Origin of the sequence: Vibrio sp. 10N.261.55.A10, assembly GCF_041470825.1 — a bacterium.
Lineage (GTDB): Bacteria > Pseudomonadota > Gammaproteobacteria > Enterobacterales > Vibrionaceae > Vibrio > Vibrio crassostreae_C.
This window is the reverse complement of sequence record NZ_JBFRNC010000056.1, coordinates 61595-81380: the sequence shown is the minus strand read 5'-3', so window position 1 is coordinate 81380 and position 19786 is coordinate 61595. Positions and strand designations below refer to the sequence as shown.

General features: G+C 45.9%; 20 protein-coding genes. 15 read left to right on the top strand and 5 right to left on the bottom strand.

What is annotated here, in order from left to right:
• Window positions 1-72 precede the first annotated feature (72 nt).
• Window positions 73-537 carry a transcriptional regulator AsnC gene (gene asnC, locus AB4274_RS17510; RefSeq protein WP_008218581.1) on the bottom strand — a complete coding sequence of 155 codons (465 nt, stop codon included), beginning with the start codon at window positions 535-537 and terminating at the stop codon, window positions 73-75.
• A 126-nt stretch (window positions 538-663) separates the two neighbouring features.
• Between asnC and AB4274_RS17505 the strand changes: the two genes are divergently transcribed.
• The 3 genes from AB4274_RS17505 to AB4274_RS17495 all read left to right on the top strand — a co-directional run bounded on the left by AB4274_RS17505 (window position 664) and on the right by AB4274_RS17495 (window position 5410).
• The gene (locus tag AB4274_RS17505; protein ID WP_372112746.1) at window positions 664-3786 is read left to right on the top strand and encodes an EAL domain-containing protein; all 3123 of its coding nucleotides are present in this window, start codon (window positions 664-666) and stop codon (window positions 3784-3786) included.
• Window positions 3787-3898: 112 nt separating this feature from the next.
• Entirely contained in the window at window positions 3899-4678 is a 780-nt protein-coding gene (locus AB4274_RS17500; RefSeq protein WP_017063046.1) for a class I SAM-dependent methyltransferase, read from the top strand.
• Window positions 4679-4819: 141 nt separating this feature from the next.
• Window positions 4820-5410 carry a hypothetical protein gene (locus AB4274_RS17495; RefSeq protein ID WP_017060147.1) on the top strand — a complete coding sequence of 197 codons (591 nt, stop codon included), beginning with the start codon at window positions 4820-4822 and terminating at the stop codon, window positions 5408-5410.
• Between the two features lie 112 nt (window positions 5411-5522).
• On the opposite strand, the gene AB4274_RS17490 is transcribed toward AB4274_RS17495, so the two are convergent.
• A complete protein-coding gene (locus AB4274_RS17490) occupies window positions 5523-6401 on the bottom strand; it encodes a carboxylate/amino acid/amine transporter (RefSeq protein WP_372112744.1) in 879 nt (292 codons plus the stop codon).
• 52 nt (window positions 6402-6453) lie between these two features.
• A complete protein-coding gene (gene uspA / locus AB4274_RS17485) occupies window positions 6454-6888 on the bottom strand; it encodes a universal stress protein UspA (protein ID WP_017060149.1) in 435 nt (144 codons plus the stop codon).
• A gap of 189 nt (window positions 6889-7077) precedes the next feature.
• Between uspA and ftnA the strand changes: the two genes are divergently transcribed.
• From ftnA to AB4274_RS17470, 3 genes are all read left to right on the top strand, one after another.
• Window positions 7078-7605, top strand: coding sequence for a non-heme ferritin (ftnA, locus tag AB4274_RS17480; protein WP_004735556.1), 528 nt, complete (start codon window positions 7078-7080; stop codon window positions 7603-7605).
• A 68-nt stretch (window positions 7606-7673) separates the two neighbouring features.
• Entirely contained in the window at window positions 7674-7997 is a 324-nt protein-coding gene (gene uspB, locus AB4274_RS17475; protein ID WP_102541746.1) for a universal stress protein UspB, read from the top strand.
• A gap of 251 nt (window positions 7998-8248) precedes the next feature.
• Window positions 8249-9442: an NAD(P)/FAD-dependent oxidoreductase gene (locus AB4274_RS17470; protein ID WP_372112743.1), complete on the top strand. Its 1194-nt coding sequence runs from the start codon at window positions 8249-8251 to the stop codon at window positions 9440-9442.
• A 136-nt stretch (window positions 9443-9578) separates the two neighbouring features.
• Here AB4274_RS17470 and AB4274_RS17465 read toward each other — a convergent pair whose 3' ends face one another.
• Entirely contained in the window at window positions 9579-10487 is a 909-nt protein-coding gene (locus tag AB4274_RS17465) for a DMT family transporter (protein WP_017063048.1), read from the bottom strand.
• Window positions 10488-10625: 138 nt separating this feature from the next.
• On the opposite strand from AB4274_RS17465, the gene rmuC reads away from it, so the two are divergent.
• The 7 genes from rmuC to tatC all read left to right on the top strand — a co-directional run bounded on the left by rmuC (window position 10626) and on the right by tatC (window position 16961).
• Window positions 10626-12158: a DNA recombination protein RmuC gene (gene rmuC, locus AB4274_RS17460; RefSeq protein ID WP_171732309.1), complete on the top strand. Its 1533-nt coding sequence runs from the start codon at window positions 10626-10628 to the stop codon at window positions 12156-12158.
• Window positions 12159-12223: 65 nt separating this feature from the next.
• Complete coding sequence (ubiE, locus tag AB4274_RS17455) at window positions 12224-13003, top strand: bifunctional demethylmenaquinone methyltransferase/2-methoxy-6-polyprenyl-1,4-benzoquinol methylase UbiE (RefSeq protein WP_026012235.1); 780 nt, start codon at window positions 12224-12226, stop codon at window positions 13001-13003.
• A 98-nt stretch (window positions 13004-13101) separates the two neighbouring features.
• Complete coding sequence (locus tag AB4274_RS17450) at window positions 13102-13707, top strand: SCP2 domain-containing protein (protein ID WP_017063051.1); 606 nt, start codon at window positions 13102-13104, stop codon at window positions 13705-13707.
• Window positions 13704-15338, top strand: coding sequence for a ubiquinone biosynthesis regulatory protein kinase UbiB (gene ubiB, locus AB4274_RS17445; protein ID WP_372112742.1), 1635 nt, complete (start codon window positions 13704-13706; stop codon window positions 15336-15338). Before AB4274_RS17450 ends, ubiB begins: the two co-directional genes overlap by 4 nt.
• Before the next feature lie 53 nt (window positions 15339-15391).
• The gene (gene tatA / locus AB4274_RS17440; protein ID WP_372112740.1) at window positions 15392-15646 is read left to right on the top strand and encodes a Sec-independent protein translocase subunit TatA; all 255 of its coding nucleotides are present in this window, start codon (window positions 15392-15394) and stop codon (window positions 15644-15646) included.
• Window positions 15647-15649: 3 nt separating this feature from the next.
• The gene (gene tatB, locus AB4274_RS17435) at window positions 15650-16057 is read left to right on the top strand and encodes a Sec-independent protein translocase protein TatB (protein ID WP_017060155.1); all 408 of its coding nucleotides are present in this window, start codon (window positions 15650-15652) and stop codon (window positions 16055-16057) included.
• Window positions 16058-16205: 148 nt separating this feature from the next.
• Window positions 16206-16961 carry a twin-arginine translocase subunit TatC gene (gene tatC / locus AB4274_RS17430; protein ID WP_017060156.1) on the top strand — a complete coding sequence of 252 codons (756 nt, stop codon included), beginning with the start codon at window positions 16206-16208 and terminating at the stop codon, window positions 16959-16961.
• A gap of 288 nt (window positions 16962-17249) precedes the next feature.
• On the opposite strand, the gene AB4274_RS17425 is transcribed toward tatC, so the two are convergent.
• Window positions 17250-18011 carry a TatD family hydrolase gene (locus AB4274_RS17425; protein WP_017063053.1) on the bottom strand — a complete coding sequence of 254 codons (762 nt, stop codon included), beginning with the start codon at window positions 18009-18011 and terminating at the stop codon, window positions 17250-17252.
• A gap of 208 nt (window positions 18012-18219) precedes the next feature.
• Between AB4274_RS17425 and hemB the strand changes: the two genes are divergently transcribed.
• Window positions 18220-19263, top strand: a complete 1044-nt coding sequence (gene hemB / locus AB4274_RS17420; protein WP_017060158.1) for a porphobilinogen synthase — start codon at window positions 18220-18222, stop codon at window positions 19261-19263.
• Window positions 19264-19339: 76 nt separating this feature from the next.
• Window positions 19340-19774, top strand: coding sequence for a GNAT family N-acetyltransferase (locus AB4274_RS17415; protein ID WP_372112739.1), 435 nt, complete (start codon window positions 19340-19342; stop codon window positions 19772-19774).
• The last annotated feature ends 12 nt before the right edge of the window (window positions 19775-19786 follow it).

Genomic DNA, 19786 nt, shown 5'->3' with positions numbered 1-19786 from the left:
AACTTTACGGGGTCACTTCAGTTAGAGGCTCTTTTTTTGTCTGTGCGTTATGCCAAGCAAGGCGAATCAATGTTATGGATTCACATTGCGGTTGATAGGGTTCTGCAATGAAATCAGTGTCTCTGTCGACTGAACTTCATCGATCGCTTGCAGCTTATCGATCAATACAAACTGCAGCTCTTCTATCGACTTACACATCAGCTTTACAAAGATATTGTAAGCACCAGTGGTGTAGTACGCCTCAACCACTTCGTCTAAGGCATTCAGCTTAGCGATCGCCGAGTGGTAATCTTTGGCAGCATTAAGGTTGATGCCAATAAAGCAACACACGTCGTAACCCAGTTTTTTGGTGTTTACCACAACTTCCGTTCGCTCGATAATGTCTGCCGATCTCATCTTTTCGATGCGAACGTGAATCGTCGCAGGGCTGACATCGAACTGCTTTGCCATTTCAGCGTAAGGAGTTCGTGCATCTTCCATCAAGGTTTTGAGAATGGCACGGTCTAGATCATCTAGACGAGCTGTGGTTGTGGACATGCATAATCCTTAGGTTGAATGAAAAACATACCGGCTTGAGTACACATCATAGCCAAGGGTGATAATATTAGCAGTAACTATAGGGTTAGGGTGAATTCAGTGCGATTTTCGTTATTTTTTATTGTGATGTGTTGGAGTGTTTTTGCTTCAGCTCAGGCAAAAGATGTGTTGGTTATTCACTCTTATCATCAAGGCTTTTTCTGGACAGATGATTTCCATAAAGGACTATCTGATGAGCTCGATCGCGATGGGTTATCTTACCGGGTTGTTTATCTCGATACCAAGCGAACTCAAAACGCTGAATACTTAGAGCGAATTTATCAGCTATACCGCACTAAGCTGTCGCATGAAGAGTTTGCCGCTGTAGTCGTCAGTGATAATAACGCCCTCAATCTGATGAAACGCTTAGCGCCCGAACTCAATGGCACGCCCGTTATTTTTGGTGGCATCAACAATTTTTCTCCGCAAATGATTGAAGGCTTGCACGCAACCGGTATCACTGAAGATATTGATATGGCGAGCAATATTGAGCTGATCAATCGACTTCAATCGACGGTTAAAAAAGTTTACGTGGTTACCGATCACTCGGTAACGGGTGAAGCGATTCGCGCTCAAGTGGATTTATTTCTACAAAAACGCCCTGAGTTTTCTGGGATGGTGGAGCAATATACGCCTGATTCTTATCAAGAACTGATGACGTTCGCGCAACGCGCTGATCTAACTAAAAGCTTGTTGTTCTGGGCCTACTACCGCGACATCAATGGTCGGGTCAGCAGCAAAGAAGACTGGCGTCAGCTCAACAAAAAAACTCAGATGCCATTGTATATTGTGCATGATTTAGGACTTGGGTTTGGTGCGATTGGTGGCGTGATCCACAGTGGAGAAACGCAAGGTCGAGACACGGGGCGCGTGCTGTTGAGCGTGCTGAACAATCCTAAGGCTCCATTGCCATTGGTGGTTGCTGGCGCGCCAGAAATCAAACTCGATTACCAACAGATCTCACGTTGGGATTTGGGTGCAGAGAATGAAGCCTCAGTAACCTTCCTCAATAAGCCGAAGTCATTCTTAATGCGCTATCGCGATGAAATTCGCACCATCGGTTTAATGTTCTTGAGCATGTCGTGTGTTATCGCGGTGTTGGTGTATTACCTTAACCGTCTGAAGAAGAGCGAACGTGCAAGTCGCCAAAGCCAACGACTGTTGGAGTCGATATTTGATCAGAGCCTGCAATTTATGGGCATCATTGATAAGGGTGGCGTGCTGCTGTCGAGTAACAGCAAGTTACATGAGCTGCTTTATAATCAAGGCTATAAACTGGGAACGCCGCTGCAACAACACCAACATTGGGAAAGTTCTGCGCGAGAAGTGCTAGCCGAATATTTCATCGCAAAAAGTGAGCACCCAGCCTTACGATTTGAAGCCGAGGTGTGGTGTCGAGATCGCGGTGCGATGGTGTTGGATATTTCATTGAAGCCGATGCCGGGCAGTGAAGACGAAGACATTCAGTTTCTCTTTGAGGCGCGCGACGTGACCTCACGTAAGCTTGCTGAGAATAAGCTGTTCCAACGTGAAGCAAACTTGAAGCTGTATTACGACAAACAGCCGGTGATGATGATTACGCTCGATGGCAATAATCGCATTCAACAAGTGAACCAGTTTGCCGAAGAGCTTTTGGGATACCCTCTCGATCAGTTGTTGGGCCATCGCCCTAGAGAATTCTATGTTGATGAGAACGCGATGATTCCTCGTCATATCTTGCTGCAACCTCAGCATAAGATTCGTGGTGTGTGGCGTCGTGATATCGAATATCGCCATGCCGACGGCAGCAAGAGCTGGATTCGTGAAAATATCCGCCCGTTGGTGGAGTCTGATCAGCTGTTGATTGTGGGTGAAGACATCACCGAAACGCACGAGCTTTCTGAAAAGCTAGAGTATCAGGCTCGCTATGACCTACTGACTGACACCTTTAACCGCAACCACTTTGAGCAAGAGCTGCAAAAGGCGCTGAAAGAGGTTGAGAGCCACATGCGAACTCACGCAATGTTGTTCCTAGATTTGGATCAGCTGAAAGTGCTGAACGATACCGCAGGACATGAAGCGGGTGATGCTGCGATCTTGTTTAGCGCCAAACTGCTAGAAGACGTACTGCCTTACAATGCGGTGTTAGCGCGAATGGGTGGTGATGAGTTTGCTGTGCTGATGAAAGACTGTACTGAACGAGATGCGGTGAATGTGTGTCGCAGTATTATCTCGATGATGAGTGAGAATCCATTCTTGTGGGATGATATTCGACTCAACCTGACGTGCTCTATCGGTATTCGATTGATCGACCATACAGCAGCTTCACCACAGATGGTGCACGCTCAGGCGGATGCAGCTTGTCATGCCGCTAAAGAAGAAGGTCGCAATCGCTATCATCTTTACCATCAAGATGATGAAGACCTGCGTCGTCGCCATCTTGAGATGGAGTGCGTTAACCTAGTGCATGAGGCCTTGGCTAACGATCGCTTAGAGTTGTTTGCGCAGCGAATTCTTGGCCTAGATGAAGACAGCGATAAAATGCACTTTGAAATCTTGGTCCGCATCAAGAACATCCAAGGGGAATACATCTCCCCGGGGATCTTCATGCCAGCCTCAGAGCGTTATAACATCGCGCATTTGATTGACCGCCAAGTCGTCAGTCAAACCTTGGGTTGGTTGGAGCAACGCCCTGAGGTTATTGAGGAACTGGGGATGTGTTCAATCAATCTTTCCGGTCACTCGATGGGTAACCGTGAGTTTGTCGAATTTTTGATAGATAGCCTGAGCGATTCATCGATACCGTGTCATAAGATTTGTTTAGAGATCACCGAAACAACGGCCATGAGTAACATGAAGCAGGCGATCAAGTTCTTCACTCGAATCAAAGAGCTTGGCTGCATGATTGCATTGGATGATTTTGGCTCAGGGCTATCGTCATTTGGCTATCTGAAAAAGCTGCCTGTCGATATTGTGAAGATCGATGGCTTGTTTGTACGTGATATTGATGTGAATGAGATGGACCATGTGATGGTTCGCTCGATCAATGATCTTGCCAAGCAGATGGGCAAGCACACCGTGGCTGAGTTCGTTGAAAATACCCAGATTATCGACAAGCTTATCGAACTGGGTGTGAACTACGCGCAGGGCTACATCATAGGGCGACCTAAGCCACTCGCAGAGCTTGTTGAAGAGTTAAGACAAGAGCGAGAGACAGAGCCATTGGTTTAGGTAAGCCGACTTTAGCTGGGAATACTTTTCACCGCTAATATGTATTGTTGAGGCAATCAGGTAAACTGGTTGCCTCTTTTGTTTTGAATACTACTGTCTGTTGGAGACGACCTTGCAACTACAACTGATTTGCGAAGATGCTACCCAAATCGATCATTTGAATGACTTAGCGACCCGCTGGAACTTATCTCATGATGAAAGCAGCGATTTTGCTTTGGTACTGACTAGTGAGCGACTTGAGCTACGTAAAGTCGATGAGCCCAAGCTTGGCGCTATCTTTGTTGATTTAGTGGGAGGCGCTGTTGGTCACCGACGTAAGTTTGGCGGTGGTAAAGGTCAGGCGATTGCCAAAGCAGCTGGTTTAAACAAAGGCGCAACGCCAACTATTCTTGATGGTACTGCAGGCTTAGGGCGCGATGCGTTTGTGTTGGCTTCTCTAGGTTGTAAGGTGCAAATGGTCGAGCGTCACCCCGTTGTGGCCGCACTGCTTGATGATGGCTTGCAGCGAGCGCAACAAGACCCAGATATCGGTGGTTGGGTAACTGAACGCATGAAGTTGATTCACGCATCCAGTCACGATGCTTTAGACAAGCTCAGTAACGATCCTGACTTTGAACAACCTGATGTGGTGTACCTCGACCCTATGTACCCACACCCAGAGAACAAAAAGAAATCGGCTCTGGTCAAAAAAGAGATGCGCGTATTCCAATCTTTGGTGGGTGCCGATCTGGATGCTGATGGCCTATTTGAGCCAGCGATGAAGTTGGCATCGAAGCGAGTTGTGGTTAAAAGACCGGATTACGCAGCTTGGTTAGACGAGCAAAAACCGAGCATGGCGATCGAAACCAAAAAGAACCGTTTTGACGTCTATGTGAAAGCATCAATGACTTAATTGAAGCATCAATAACTTAGATACACGCTAAGAAAATTTCCCGTCATAAATACGATAAATTGCCATTTAACACTTGCGATAGTCGCGTTACAGATGTATATCTAACTAAGAATCATTATTATTCTTAGCTGGAGTTGAAGCATGGCTAAACGCTTTTGTAAGTTAAACCGTCGAGATATCACCGAACACTTGGGCGAGATCCACAGCTTGGTGACTGAACCTAAGTTCGTGTGTCGTTCTTGCGCGCGTTCTTCGGCGGATCAAGCGAATCTATGCAAACCCACCGCAATTCCACCTCTTGGTTGTCAAAACAAACCCGTTGAAGAGAAAGTCGCATGCGGCCTGCTAGCGGAAACATTACCTGCACCAGAACTGTCGCTTGCGGAAATCAACGAGGCAATTGAACCGAGCGTACAAATGTTCGATCCAGCCGCCGCTGATATGGCCCCTGAGCTTGCCAAAAAAGAAGCCGCACAGAAAAAAGCCAAGCTGAAAAAACTGATGGCGAAGGCGAGCGGTGATGAGAAAGCTGAACTCAAACAAGCGAAGAAAGCGGCTAAGAAACAAGAGAAGTACAATAAGAAACTGGCGAAGATGATTAAGAAGCAGCAAAAGCTGTTTAAGAAAAGTCAGAAGCTGGAAAGTGAATTGGAACGAATCAACCTACAACTTGATGATGTTGCCTTCACTGAAACCAAGACTCAGGTAGTGAGCCACAATCAAATCCACTGAAGTTGATTTGAATGGTTTATTGCTACAGCGATGATTTAAAAAGAGCGACCTTGGGTCGCTCTTTTGCTTTTTGGGGTTATCCGAGCTGACTCATATAGCTCGTTCAAATCAGCTAAGCGTTGCTTGCGGATCTTGCTACGCGCTTCTTCACCCACGTCTCATTGACGAATAAAGAGAATAAGATAACGGCGCCACCAATAGACAAGCGAACCAAATCGACATCTCTGTTCCAAATCAGGATATTCACCACCAGACCAGCAGGAACCAAGGCATTGTTCATCACTGCCAGCGCGCCAGCATTCACAATGCACGCGCCTTTATTCCACATAAAGTAACCCAGCCCCGACGCAATCAAGCCAAGGTAGATCAGGATTCCCCATTGAAGTGTGGTGGTGGGCAGTTTCTCTGGGTTGCCTAGTAGCATGAAAGCCACTGACGCGACACATAGCGCCCCTAAGTAGAAGTAACCAAATACGGTTCGCTGAGGCAACTCGGTCGATTCCTTCTCCATCACCACCTTGTAGCCCACCTGACCAATAGCAAAGCACAGGTTCGCGCCTTGCACGACGAGGAAGCCGACTAAAAAGTTTTCGTTAATACCTGCGAACTTAATGAATACCGCGCCCAATACCGCAATTGCCGCTGTCACTAGGTACCACGGAGAGAATTGCCCTTTGAGAAAGTCATAAATAAGCGTGACGTAAATTGGGGTAAAGACAGTAAACAAAAGGACTTCAGGAACGGATAGCAGTAAGAAAGACTGATAGTAGAAGCAGTACATCAGGCCAAGCTGGATACCACCAATTGCCATCAATTTAGCGATCAGCTTACGCGATACGCCGCGAAACTTTAGGAAAGGAAGAAATACGACGCCAGCAAGGGCAACACGCATTAAAACAGAGAACCAAGAATCAACCTGACCCGCAAGGTAAACGCCGATCAGGCTAAAGGAGAAGGCCCATAGGAGGGTAACACCAGCTAAATAGCTCATAGTAAAACTTCGTTAATAAGATATGAGCTGTATGTTACCTAACCTTAAATCATTAGTCTTCTGAATCTCTTAGAGGCACGACCAGCATATCAACCGGAGAGGCGTTGATCAGTTGGCGTGTTGAAGAGAGCAGCTTGCTCCAAAAGTCTTGATGGTGACCGCAAACCACGAGATCAACATTGAACTCGTTGATGGTGTCACACAGCTCATGACTCAAATCACCACTGCCTACTAGGGTATGGGTGATCGGGTATTGGGCGTGCTCCGCAAAATTTTGCAGCTGAATACGAGACGCTTCCATCGCGTTGTGCTGGGTTTCGGCCATGTTGATATCAATCAGGCCGGTATACAGCTCTGCGTAGTTAATATCGATATGGATAAAAGAGACTTTGGCTTCCAATGGCTTAGCCAATGCTACCGCTTTATCCACAATTAATTTGCTGTCTTCTGATAAATCGACCGCGACCAAAATATGTTTGTAACTCATATCGCTACCTCCTTTATTCATTGTCTGATTTAAGATTAGCACTATGCGATGGTTTTTTTTGCTGAAGTGATCTCATATCCACTGTCTTGCGTAATGACAGCTCGAAATATTGGTTAACTAATGGCCTGCGAGATATTCATTAAATAGTGATATAGTAGAGAAAATTGAGGATGTAATTAGGAGTCTTAAATGCTGTCAAAAACTATGGTTGAGCAACTGAATGATCAAATTAACCTAGAATTTTTCTCATCCAATCTATACTTACAAATGAGTGCTTGGTGTGAAGACAAAGGATTTGAAGGTGCAGCAGAGTTTCTGCGTGTTCATGCAGTAGAAGAAATGGAACATATGCAGCGTCTTTTCACTTACGTAAGTGAAACAGGTGCAATGCCAATTCTAGGTGCGATTGAAGCGCCAAAACATGAATTTGATAGCCTTGGTGCTGTGTTCCGTGAAACTTATGAACATGAGCAAATGATTACTCAAAAGATCAACAAACTGGCTCACGTTGCTTTCAGCACACAAGATTACTCAACCTTTAACTTCCTGCAATGGTACGTTGCAGAGCAACACGAAGAAGAGAAGTTGTTTAAAGGTGTATTGGATAAGCTAGAGCTTGTTGGTGAAGACGGTAAAGCACTGTTCTTTATTGATAAAGACCTAGCGCAATTGGCAAAAGATGGTTCATCTTCAATTATGGAAGCTCCTGCCGTTTAGGTAGTACGGGAAAGACACTGATTATCTTTTTCTTTTGAGTTTTCTTATGAAGATGTAGGGAGGAAAGGATGATCAGCGGCGACACTATTCTATTTGCACTAATGGTTGTGACTTGCGTGAACTGGGCGCGTTATTTTACTGCGCTAAGAACGCTCATTTATATTATGCGAGAAGCGCATCCTCTACTTTATCAACAAGTAGACGGAGGCGGTTTTTTCACAACCCATGGCAATATGACCAAACAGGTTCGCCTGTTCAGTTACATCAAAAGCAAAGAGTATCATCATCATCATGACGAAATTTTTACTTCGAAGTGCGATCGTGTAAGACAGTTATTCATACTCTCTTCCGCTCTGTTAGGTGTAACCTTGCTCTCTTCTTTCATCGTCTAAATTTTTTTAGTCCGTGAGAAGTAAAGCCTAGGTTTTGGTGTGAAGCTTTGGTTGTTGGTTCGCTAAGCCAAATAGTGGTTTTGCTGCTGTCTGCAAATTGTACAATTGAACATCAATTGCAAAGTTTAAAATTGCCGCTAAAATAGCGAGCAATTAGTAAGGATGTGCTGTTTATGCACATCCTTTTTTATTGATGGCATTTCGAGAACAGGGTGTACTCGGGCTGCAAAAGCGAAGAAAAGCAGAACCACATGAGTGAAAAATTTGATGTAATCGTAATTGGTGCGGGCGCCGCAGGCTTAATGTGTGCTGCGGAAGCGGGTAAACGCGGCCGACGAGTGCTGGTGGTTGATCATGCAAAGAAACCAGGCAGAAAAATTTTAATCTCAGGTGGCGGTCGTTGCAACTTCACTAACTATGATGTTTCAGCCAACAACTTCCTGTGTGACAACCCTCATTTCGTGAAGTCAGCTTTATCTCAATACACCAACTGGGATTTTATCTCGATGGTCAGCAAGTACGGCATTGAGTTCGAAGAGCGCGATCACGGCCAGTTGTTCTGTGTCAATGACCACACCGCAAAAGACATTGTGAGCATGCTGCTTGACGAGTGTAAGCAAGCGAAAGTCGAACAACGCTACCGTTGTGATGTTCACTCTATCGAAAAAACAGATGCTGGCTTCAAGATGCACCTCAATACCGACGAAGTTGAGTGTGACTCGCTAGTTGTCGCGACAGGTGGTTTGTCGATGCCTAAGCTGGGCGCAACGCCATTTGGCTATAAGATTGCCGAGCAATTTGGTTTGTCTGTGATACCAACTACCGCAGGCTTAGTGCCATTCACTCTACATAAAGAAGATAAAGAAGCTTTCGCAGAGCTTTCTGGTATCGCAATTCCTGCCGAGATCACCGCGCAAGACGGAACCTTGTTCAAAGAAGCGTTGCTGTTTACCCACCGCGGCCTATCGGGTCCTTCAGTACTGCAAATTTCTTCTTTCTGGAAAGCGGGTCAATCGGTTTCGATTAATCTAGTACCAGAAGTGGATGTGGCTGAGTTGCTGGCTAACTCTCGCGAGAAGCACCCAAATCAGAGCCTGAAAAACACCTTAGCGAAAGCATTACCAAAGCGTTTTGTGGAAGTGTTGATTGATCGTAAAGAGCTGGAAGACAAGCCGCTTAAGCAGTTCAACGAAAAGCAGCTGAATGACATTGTAGAGCATCTAGAGAACTGGAAAATTGCACCAAACGGCACGGAAGGTTACCGAACAGCGGAAGTGACTCTAGGCGGTGTGGACACCAATCATCTATCTTCAAAAACCATGGAATGTAAGACGGTTTCTGGCCTCTACTTCATCGGTGAAGTAATGGACGTAACAGGTTGGTTAGGAGGATATAACTTCCAATGGTGCTGGAGCTCTGGCTTTGCAGCAGGCCAGTGGGTTTAAGCTTTGAGCCTATCCATTAGATTTTAAATTACATAAAAATGGCGAGTCATAGGACTCGCCATTTTTGTATTCAAAGCTTGTTATCGTTGATAATTCGGGAAGTCGCGTAGTGCGATAATCCTAATCTTTCTGGGCATTAACTTTCAGGGCTGAGGTTGTTTTTCTTCTTTCCCCATTTGATCTGCTGGATAACAAGGCCGGCAATGATCAGTACCAAGCCAAACAGGGTCGCTGGGTGAATCTCTTCGCCGATAATAGTGGAAAGTAGCATCAACGAGATAAACGGCGAGGCAAAAATTAGGTTGCTGATACGCGCCGTATTGTTGGTTAGCTTGAGTGCTGATAACCATAATACAAAGGTAATGCCCATCTCGAACAGACCAACGTAAGTCACCGCCATCCAACCCTTCGCCGTAATTTGGCTAAAGCTTTCGCCCTCAAAAAGGGTTAAACCGATCGCGAAAGGTAATGCCACTAAGAAACCAAGCAGTACGCCAACCACTGGGTCAGCCTTGTTTTTGGTGTTGAGAATCCAATATCCTGCCCAAAGCAGAGTAGAAAGCAGCGCCAGTGCCACACCGAGTGGGCTATCGAACTGCATGCCTAACACATCGCCTTTGGTGGCAATAACTACCACACCCGCATAGCTGAAGGTACACGCAATCCAATCTTGCTTACGAATCTTTTGCCCCAGAAAAACCGCCGCCATTAAGGTTAGCGTGATAGCCCAGCTGTAGTTGATGGCTTGAGCTTGAGAAGCGGGCAGCAGGTCGTAGGCTTTGAATAGAATCAGGTAATAAGCCAATGGGTTAACCAAGCCGAGCAGCAGGTAATACCAAGGGTTTGAAAGGAACGTTGTACTCAGCTGAGAGAGCTTACCTTGAAAGGCGCAGACTGCGATCAGCGCAATCGACGACACAATACTGGCAATGGTCAGCATTTGAATCGGTGAAAACTCAGCAAGGGTCAGCTTAAAAGCAGTAGCGACCGTTGACCACAGCAGTACTGCGGAAAGGCCAAAGCCCAAGGCACGACGTTCGTTCATGGCAACTCATTCTAATTTGATGGGACAGAATACGGAGCGCCTAGTCTATCTGTCGAATTTTAATACGGCAAACTGGACATTTATCCAGTATCAAAATACCATTTAATGAGTTATTTCAAATTAGGCTAAATCATTATCATGCAATGGATTATCGAACATCAGGCAACGCTTATTGCTGCAATTTCTGGCGCGCTCGTCAGCGGCGGTGTCGTGGGTTGGTGGATTAAACAGAAGCTCTCTTTTCAGCAGCGATTGCTCGAGCAGCAGCTAGAGTCCGATCGTTTGTTGCATGAATCTCAGCAAGCTCAGCTCAAAGCATCACTCGCAGAGGCGCAACAAGAGCTCGATGAGTTAGATGATGACCGAGACAAAGCGGCATTCGAGCTCAAGCAGGCGCACGGTAAGGTGATGGCTGCAATGGAAAAACTGCGCTACTTTGAGGCGGTAAAGCAAGAGCGCCAGCAGTACGCTGATGAGATCAATGTGCTTAAAGATCATAAGTCTGAATTAGAAGCCGAGCTGCGCGAGCAAGAAGCAAGGCATGACCAAGAAAACCTCGCCAATAGCGAAAAGCTGCAGTTGCTAGAGCAAGCTGAATCGCGACTTAAGCAGCAGTTTGAATTGTTAGCGAACCAACTGTTTGAAACCAAAACCGCCAAGGTCGATCAGCAGAATAAGCAGAGCCTAGAAGGTTTGTTGTCTCCACTAAGAGAGCAGTTGGAAGGCTTTAAGAAACAAGTGAACGACAGCTTCAGCCAAGAAGCCAAAGAGCGTCATACTTTGGTGCATGAGCTTAAAAACCTGCAGCGTCTTAATGAGAGTATGACGCGTGAAGCGGTGAACCTGACTCAAGCGCTAAAGGGTGACAACAAACAACAAGGTAACTGGGGCGAGGTGGTACTGGCACGGGTGCTTGCTGAATCAGGACTGCGCGAAGGGCACGAATACCAAACGCAAGTGAACCTACAAAACGATGCGGGCAAGCGTTATCAACCGGATGTGATTGTGCATCTGCCACAAGATAAGCAAGTGGTGGTCGATTCCAAAATGGCGTTGGTGGCATTTGAACGCTACTTCAATGCCGAAACCGACCAGCAGCGTGATGCTGCATTGCGTGATCACTTGGTGTCGTTAAGAGCGCACATCAAAGGTTTGAGCCAGAAAGATTATCATCAGCTCAAAGGCATCCAAAGCTTGGATTACGTGTTGATGTTTATCCCGGTTGAGCCAGCATTCCAAGTCGCTATTCAAGCCGACCCTAGCTTGGTGAAAGACGCGATGGAGCAAAACATCATCTTGGTCAGCCCAACCACTTTGCTGGTGGCACTGCGTACCATTGATAACCTGTGGCGTAATGAAAGACAGAACCAGAACGCTCAAGTCATCGCAGAGCGTGCAAGTAAGCTTTACGACAAACTGCGCTTGTTTGTGGACGATATGGAAGGCCTTGGTAGCTCGTTAGATAGAGCCAACCAAAGCTATCAAGGTGCGATGAATAAGCTAGTAACAGGCCGTGGCAACGTGATTCGTCAGGCCGAAAGCTTCAAGCAATTGGGTGTTGAAGTGAAGAAACCGATCTCGATTGGTTTGGCTGAAATGGCGCAAAATGAGGCTTTTTCAGAAAATGCCTCCTTAGTAGAAAGACAACCTGCTGAGGATAAAGTAAACTAATCGGCCGCAGCGCCTCTAAACACAAAGAGCGCTGTCGATGAGAACTTACCATGGTAGATAACAGCATTATGGACACAAGCGTGCAGACAAATTCAGCAGTAGAGTCAGAAACCACACACTTTGGTTTCGAAACAGTCGCGAAAGACGAAAAAGTCGCGAAAGTAGCAGAGGTATTTCACTCTGTAGCCGCTAAATACGACATCATGAATGACTTAATGTCGGGTGGTGTTCACCGCTTGTGGAAGCGATTCACGATTGATTGCAGTGGCGTTCGCCCTGGTCAGCGTATCTTAGATCTTGGTGGTGGTACTGGCGACCTTACTGCGAAATTCTCGCGTATCGTTGGTGAAAAAGGCCACGTGGTTCTTGCTGATATCAACAACTCAATGCTGAATGTTGGCCGTGATAAGCTGCGTGATAGCGGCATTGTTGGCAACGTACACTACGTACAAGCGAACGCTGAAGAGTTGCCATTCCCAGATAACTACTTCGATTGCATTACGATCAGCTTCTGTCTGCGTAACGTAACCGATAAAGACCAAGCGCTGCGTTCTATGTACCGCGTACTTAAGCCGGGTGGCCGTCTGTTGGTTCTTGAGTTTTCTAAGCCAGTGCTTGAGCCACTATCAAAGGTTTACGACGCATACTCTTTCCACCTGTTGCCAAAAATGGGTGAGTTGATTGCTAACGATGCAGACAGCTACCGTTACCTTGCAGAATCTATTCGTATGCACCCAAATCAAGAGACTTTGGAAGGCATGATGCAAGAAGCGGGCTTTGAAAATACAAAATACTTCAACCTAACGGGCGGCATTGTTGCGCTGCACCGCGGTTACAAGTTCTAGTCGAGCTTGGTAGCAGGCTCGCTGAGCGTGCTAAACAATAAGAATAAAGATAGAACGGATAGGTTAAGGCTTATCCGTTTTCAAAGGTAAGGACAGTCATGCCATTTGATCCATTGGTCACCGCGGTTATTGAAACCTCTTTAAATACTTTCGTGAACGATGATCCAGCACTGGTTCGTCGTTTGTCTCGTTTAAAGGGGCAGATCATTCAAGTCAATTTGAAAGAGTTGAATAAAACACTCACTTTCGTTTTCAGCCAACAGATTGATGTGTTGTCAGAATACGAAGGGCAGCCTGACTGCTACCTATCTTTGAACCTATCGGTGTTACCTGAACTGCGTGAGCAATCGAACATCACCAAGCTGATCAAGCAAGATAAGCTGATCTTAGAAGGTGATATTCAACTGGCTCAGAAATTCGCTCAACTGATGACAGACTGCAAGCCTGATTTGGAAGAGTGGTTATCGCGCGTAACGGGTGATGTGGTTGCGCATACCTTGGTGCAAGGCGTTAAAAACGTCGGTGGCTTTGTAGCAAAACAGGCAACTAAGCATCAAAACCATGTTGCTCAAGTTCTGACTGAAGAGTGGAAGATCGCACCAGCACCGTTAGAAGTCGCGCATTTTTGCGACCAAGTTGATGACGTAAAAAGCTCTGCTGCTCGTCTTGAAGCTAAGTTGAACGCTCTGTTGGAGAAAGCATGACCCCAGCAGAACTGAAACGTCTTTATCATATTATCAAGGTACAGTTGGAATATGGCCTTGATGAGTTGATGCCGGAACACCAACTGACTAAAGCTCCTTTGTTGGCGCGAAAGTCACTGTTTTGGCTTAAGAACAAGCATCAAGATAAAGAGTTGGGTCATCGCTTGCGCCTTGCGCTGCAAGAACTTGGTCCAGTGTGGATCAAGTTTGGACAGATGATGTCGACACGTCGTGATCTGTTCCCTCCTCATATCGCCGATCAGTTGGCGTTGTTGCAAGACCAAGTTGCGCCGTTTGATGGTCAACTGGCGAAGCAAGATATGGAAAAGGCGTTGGGTGGCAGTTTAGACAACTGGTTTACCGACTTTGATATCGAGCCACTGGCTTCTGCTTCTATCGCTCAGGTGCATACCGCAAAGCTTAAAGAGAGCGGTCGTGAGATTGTTCTGAAGGTAATTCGACCTGATATTCGCCCGGTGATTGACGCAGATCTAAAACTGATGCACCGAATGGCGCGTATAGTCGCTAAGTCGCTTCCTGAAGCACGTCGTTTGAAACCGGTTGAAGTGGTTCACGAGTACGAGAAAACGTTACTTGATGAACTCGACCTGCGCCGTGAGGCGGCCAATGCCATTCAACTGCGACGTAATTTTGAAGGCAGTGAAGAGCTGTATGTTCCAGAGGTTATCCCTGATCTAAGCAGCGAAACCCTGATGGTGTCAGAGCGAATCTATGGTATTCAAGTCTCCGATATTGAGACGCTAGAAGCCAACGGCACCAACATGAAATTGCTCGCGGAACGCGGTGTGACGGTATTCTTCACCCAAGTATTCCGAGATAGCTTTTTCCATGCAGACATGCACCCGGGCAACGTATTTGTTAACCCAGAGAATCCAGATAACCCTCAGTGGATTGGTTTGGATTGTGGCATTGTTGGTACGCTCAATAGCGAAGATAAGCGCTATTTAGCAGAGAACTTGTTGGCTTTCTTCAATCGAGATTACCGTAAAGTTGCTGAGCTACATGTTGATTCGGGGTGGGTGCCACACGACACTAACGTCAATGATTTTGAGTTCGCGATCCGTATGGTGTGTGAGCCAATCTTTGCAAAACCACTTGGCGAGATCTCATTTGGCCATGTGTTGCTAAACTTATTTAATACAGCAAGACGTTTCAACATGGAGGTTCAACCTCAGTTGGTGCTTCTGCAAAAGACCTTGTTGTATGTCGAAGGCCTAGGCCGTCAGCTGTATCCGCAACTTGATTTGTGGGCAACGGCGAAGCCTTTCCTTGAAACCTGGATGATGAATCAGGTGGGGCCGCAAGCTGTGATCAACGCAGTAAAAGAGCGTGCGCCATTCTGGGCAGAAAAACTGCCAGAGCTGCCAGAGCTACTTTATGACAGCTTGCGCCAAGGTAAAGCGATGAACCACAGAATGGATCAGCTTTATCAAGGTTACCGAGATAGTAAGCGTCAGCAAGCAACTGGAAAGTTTTTGTTTGGCGTTGGAGCCACTTTAGCCGTATGCTCCGCAATATTAGTTTCAAGCCCTTATGAGCAGCTATCTATGGGCTGTGGCATCGCAGGTGTCACATTTTGGTTGCTTAGTTGGCGAGCTTACCGTCGTTAGACAGTAGACTCTCTTAATATTTTTATGTGTAGACAGACCCGAGGACAATGACAATGGGTGGTATCAGTATTTGGCAACTTCTAATCATTGCTGTAATTGTAATTTTGCTATTCGGAACAAAGAAACTGCGCGGTATGGGTGGTGACTTAGGTTCAGCGGTTAAAGGCTTCAAAAAAGCGATGAGCGATGAAGACAAGCCTGTAGATAAGAAAGATGCAGACTTCGAACCAAAGAATATTGAACAGCAGAAGACAGAAGCTCACGCTGAAACAACTGCTGAAACAAAGAAAGACAAAGAGCAGGCGTAAATCGTGTTTGATATCGGTTTTTGGGAACTGGTATTAATATCTGTCGTTGGGTTAGTGGTTTTAGGGCCTGAGCGTTTGCCCGTGGCGATTCGCAGTATTTCCAAGTTTGTTGGACAAGCGAAAAGCATGGCAAACAGTGTGAAAGATGAACTTTCTCATGAGCTTAAGGTGCAAGAGCTGCAAGAAAACCTACGCAAGGCGGAAAAAATGGGTATGGAAGATTTATCTCCAGACCTTAAAGCGTCAGTCGATGAACTCAAGCAGGCCGCTGCTGAGGTTCAACGTCCGTATGCTAAGCCTGAGTCTGATAAGCCAAGTGAGACTAAACCTAGTGTCATGGAAACTGTGGAATCTGAAACCATTCAGGTCAACAGTGAAGCTTCAGCACCGTCAGATAAGAAAGCCGAATAGTCTCGCAAGGAGGAGTCGCCGGATACTTGATTCGCTAGATGTTTAAATAGATATCTATTCAAGTAAATAACTATTCAAGTGGATACCAATTCAACTGGATAGATACACGCGCGGCTCCTTTTCGATCTTCCTGTTTAAGAGGTTTGACATGTCTTCGACTGAGCAGACACAGCCTTTAATTAGCCACCTTCTAGAACTACGTAATCGCCTACTACGTGCGATTGTCGCGGTGCTAGTGATATTTGTCGGGCTAATTTATTTTGCTAATGATATTTATGAATTCGTATCAGCACCTTTGGTAGATCGTCTACCGGAAGGGGCGACGATGATCGCAACCGATGTTGCATCGCCATTTTTCACACCGCTGAAATTAACCTTGATCGCGTCTATATTCCTCGCGGTTCCGTTTATTTTGTATCAGGTGTGGGCTTTTGTTGCTCCGGGTTTATACAAGCATGAAAAACGCTTGATCATGCCGCTATTGGCTTCAAGTTCATTGCTGTTTTACTGTGGTGTGGCGTTCGCTTACTTTATTGTATTCCCGTTGGTATTTGGCTTTTTTACGGCCATATCATTAGGGGGAGTAGAGTTCGCAACCGACATCTCAAGCTATCTTGATTTTGTACTCGCGCTGTTCTTTGCTTTTGGTATTGCCTTTGAAGTGCCTGTTGCGATTATCTTGTTGTGTTGGACGGGGGCAACAACGCCTCAATCTCTGTCTGAAAAGCGTCCTTACATTGTGGTGGGTGCTTTCATCATCGGTATGATGCTGACACCACCAGATATGATCTCGCAAACACTGTTGGCGATTCCAATGTGTATTCTGTTTGAGATTGGTCTGTTTTTCGCACGCTTTTATACGCGTAAGCCAGATGCGGATGAAGAGGAAGAAGCTGAATCTTGATTCGGAATGCTTCAGTAAAAATCACATAATAAAAAAGCGGCCTAGGGCCGCTTTTTTATTATGTCTGTTTATCGAATCTTTAACTGATAGCCACAGTTCTGACATATATAGAGCTCTTTGATGCCCAAAATTTTATGCCATAGGGTTCGATGTTGACGTTGTAAGTGTTGTGAATGGTCACACATAATCAACTACCTCTATATGCAGGTGGTTGATACTATACATGTCACTTAGCTTTCTCAAATAAATTCAGGAAAAATCCGTAATAATTACTTATTAATAGATTTGTCATAAATTAAACAATGCCTTAGCATTTTTTGTGGTTATGTTTTCGACTTCTTCAAGGGTAATTCCGCGTAATTCGGCGATGCGTTTTGCTACTAATTCTGTGTAGGCTGGTTCATTGCGTTTACCGCGATTCGGTGTTGGTGCCAAGTATGGGCAATCTGTCTCTAGAATGACGTAATCCATATCGAGATGTGGGATCACCTTGTCCATCCCAGAGTTCTTAAAGGTCGAAACGCCGCCTAAACCTAAATGAAAGCCTAGCTCGTTGATCGCTTGAGCTTCCTCTAAGCTGCTACCAAAGCAGTGGAATACCCCGCGTAAGCTGCCATCTTGTTCTTTACGAAGTAGGGCAAGTGTCTCTTCAATGGAATCACGAGTGTGGATCACCACAGGTAAATCAAGCTCTTTTGCCCACTGCAGTTGAGTCACAAACGCCATCTCTTGTTCAGCCTTGAAGGTTTTATCCCAGTACAAGTCGATACCAATCTCACCCACGGCGATAAAGTCATGCTTATCAAACCAAGCTCGAATGGTTTTTAGGGTTTGCTCGATATTCGCATCCACATAACAAGGGTGTAAGCCCATCATTGAACGGCACACATCAGGAAACTGAGCTTCCGTCGCTAACATTGGCTCGATAGATTCTAAATCGATGTTCGGCAATAGAATGGTATCAATCCCTTGAGCCAGTGCGCGCTGCACGACTTGTTCGCGGTCTTCATCGAATTCACTAGCGTAAATATGAGCATGGGTGTCGATCATTGTTTTGTCCTGAAAGCGGTCTTTACTGAGTTGTCATGAGTATACGGCAGTGTGAGGAGAAGGTCATTTTTTGCCATTTATCCCTATTTTTGAGTGGGTTTCATATTTTACTGCTAGCGTCCTGAGCCATCAGTGATATGCTTTTGCCTGTATTTAGCACTTTTCATATCTAAGTATTTCGGTGCTTAGACTAGGCAAGGAGAATCTAGTGTCTGTTTCAATTCAAGGTCAATTCCCAGGTCGCCGTATGCGCCGTATGCGTAAGCACGACTTTAGCCGTCGCCTAATGGCAGAAAATCAATTGTCTGTGGATGATCTAATCTACCCAATGTTTATCCTGATGGGTAAAGACCGCCGCGAGCCTGTCGAGTCAATGCCAGGTGTTGAACGCTTGTCGATCGACTACATGCTCGAGGAAGCAGATTACCTGTCAAAGCTGGGTGTTCCTGCGATTGCTCTATTTCCAGTCGTGAACCAAGATGCTAAAAGTTTATGTGCAGCTGAAGCTCATAACTCAGAAGGTTTGGTGCAGCGCGCTGTACGTTTACTAAAAGAGCATGTGCCAAACATTGGCGTTATTACTGACGTAGCACTAGACCCGTTCACCACTCACGGCCAAGACGGCATCATCGATGAAGATGGTTACGTGATGAATGACGAGACGACTGAAGTCTTGATCAAGCAAGCATTATCACACGCTGAAGCGGGTGCGGATGTGGTTGCACCGTCAGATATGATGGATGGTCGCATTGGTAAGATCCGTGAAGCGTTAGAAGAAGCGGGCCATATTCATACTCAGATTATGGCGTACTCTGCAAAATATGCATCGTGCTACTACGGCCCATTCCGTGATGCAGTTGGCAGTGCTTCGAACCTGAAAGGTGGTAACAAGAAGAACTACCAGATGGATCCAGCCAACAGCGATGAAGCGATTCATGAAGTCGCGATGGATCTTAATGAAGGTGCGGACATGGTGATGGTGAAACCAGGCATGCCTTACCTTGATATTGTTCGTCGTGTTAAGCACGAACTGCAAGCGCCTACGTTTGCTTACCAAGTATCTGGTGAATACGCGATGCACAAAGCGGCGATTCAAAACGGCTGGCTGAAAGAGCGCGAAACCGTCATGGAATCACTGTTGTGCTTTAAGCGTGCTGGCGCTGATGGCATTCTTACTTACTTCGCTAAAGATGTCGCAGAGTGGCTTGCTGAAGATAACGCACAAGCTGCTGAGCATTTAAAAGAAAAGTAACCGTGTAGATCTCACTTAAGTGATCAGTAAAGGGTTGGCCATTGTGCCAGCCCTTTCGTTTATAAGGATGAATAAGATGTCAGTTGTCGTACGTGAAGGTTCTTTAGAAGAAGTGGTGTCTGTGGTCGAGCAGATCTCTGAGTTCGCTAAAAAAGAGAGTGTCGCTTCTCTGTCAGAGCGGCTGGCAGGGAAAAAGAGCCTTATCTTAGTGGCTGAAGAAGCTGGCGTGTTGCTTGGCTTTAAGATCGGCTATGAATTGGATCAAGATACTTTTTACAGCTGGTTTGGTGGCGTGTCACCGCTCGCGAGGAACAAAGGCGTTGCACAGGCGCAATTAGACGTTCAGGAACAGTGGGCGAAAGAGCAGGGCTACAGACAGTTAAAGGTTAAGTCTCGTAACCAGTTCCCTGCAATGTTGTGCCTGTTATTGAGAAACGGTTACCTAATCGAAAGATTTGAAGAAAAAGAAGACATTAATGACCATAGAATCCATTTTTTGAAGCAAATTTAAGCACTGCTGTTA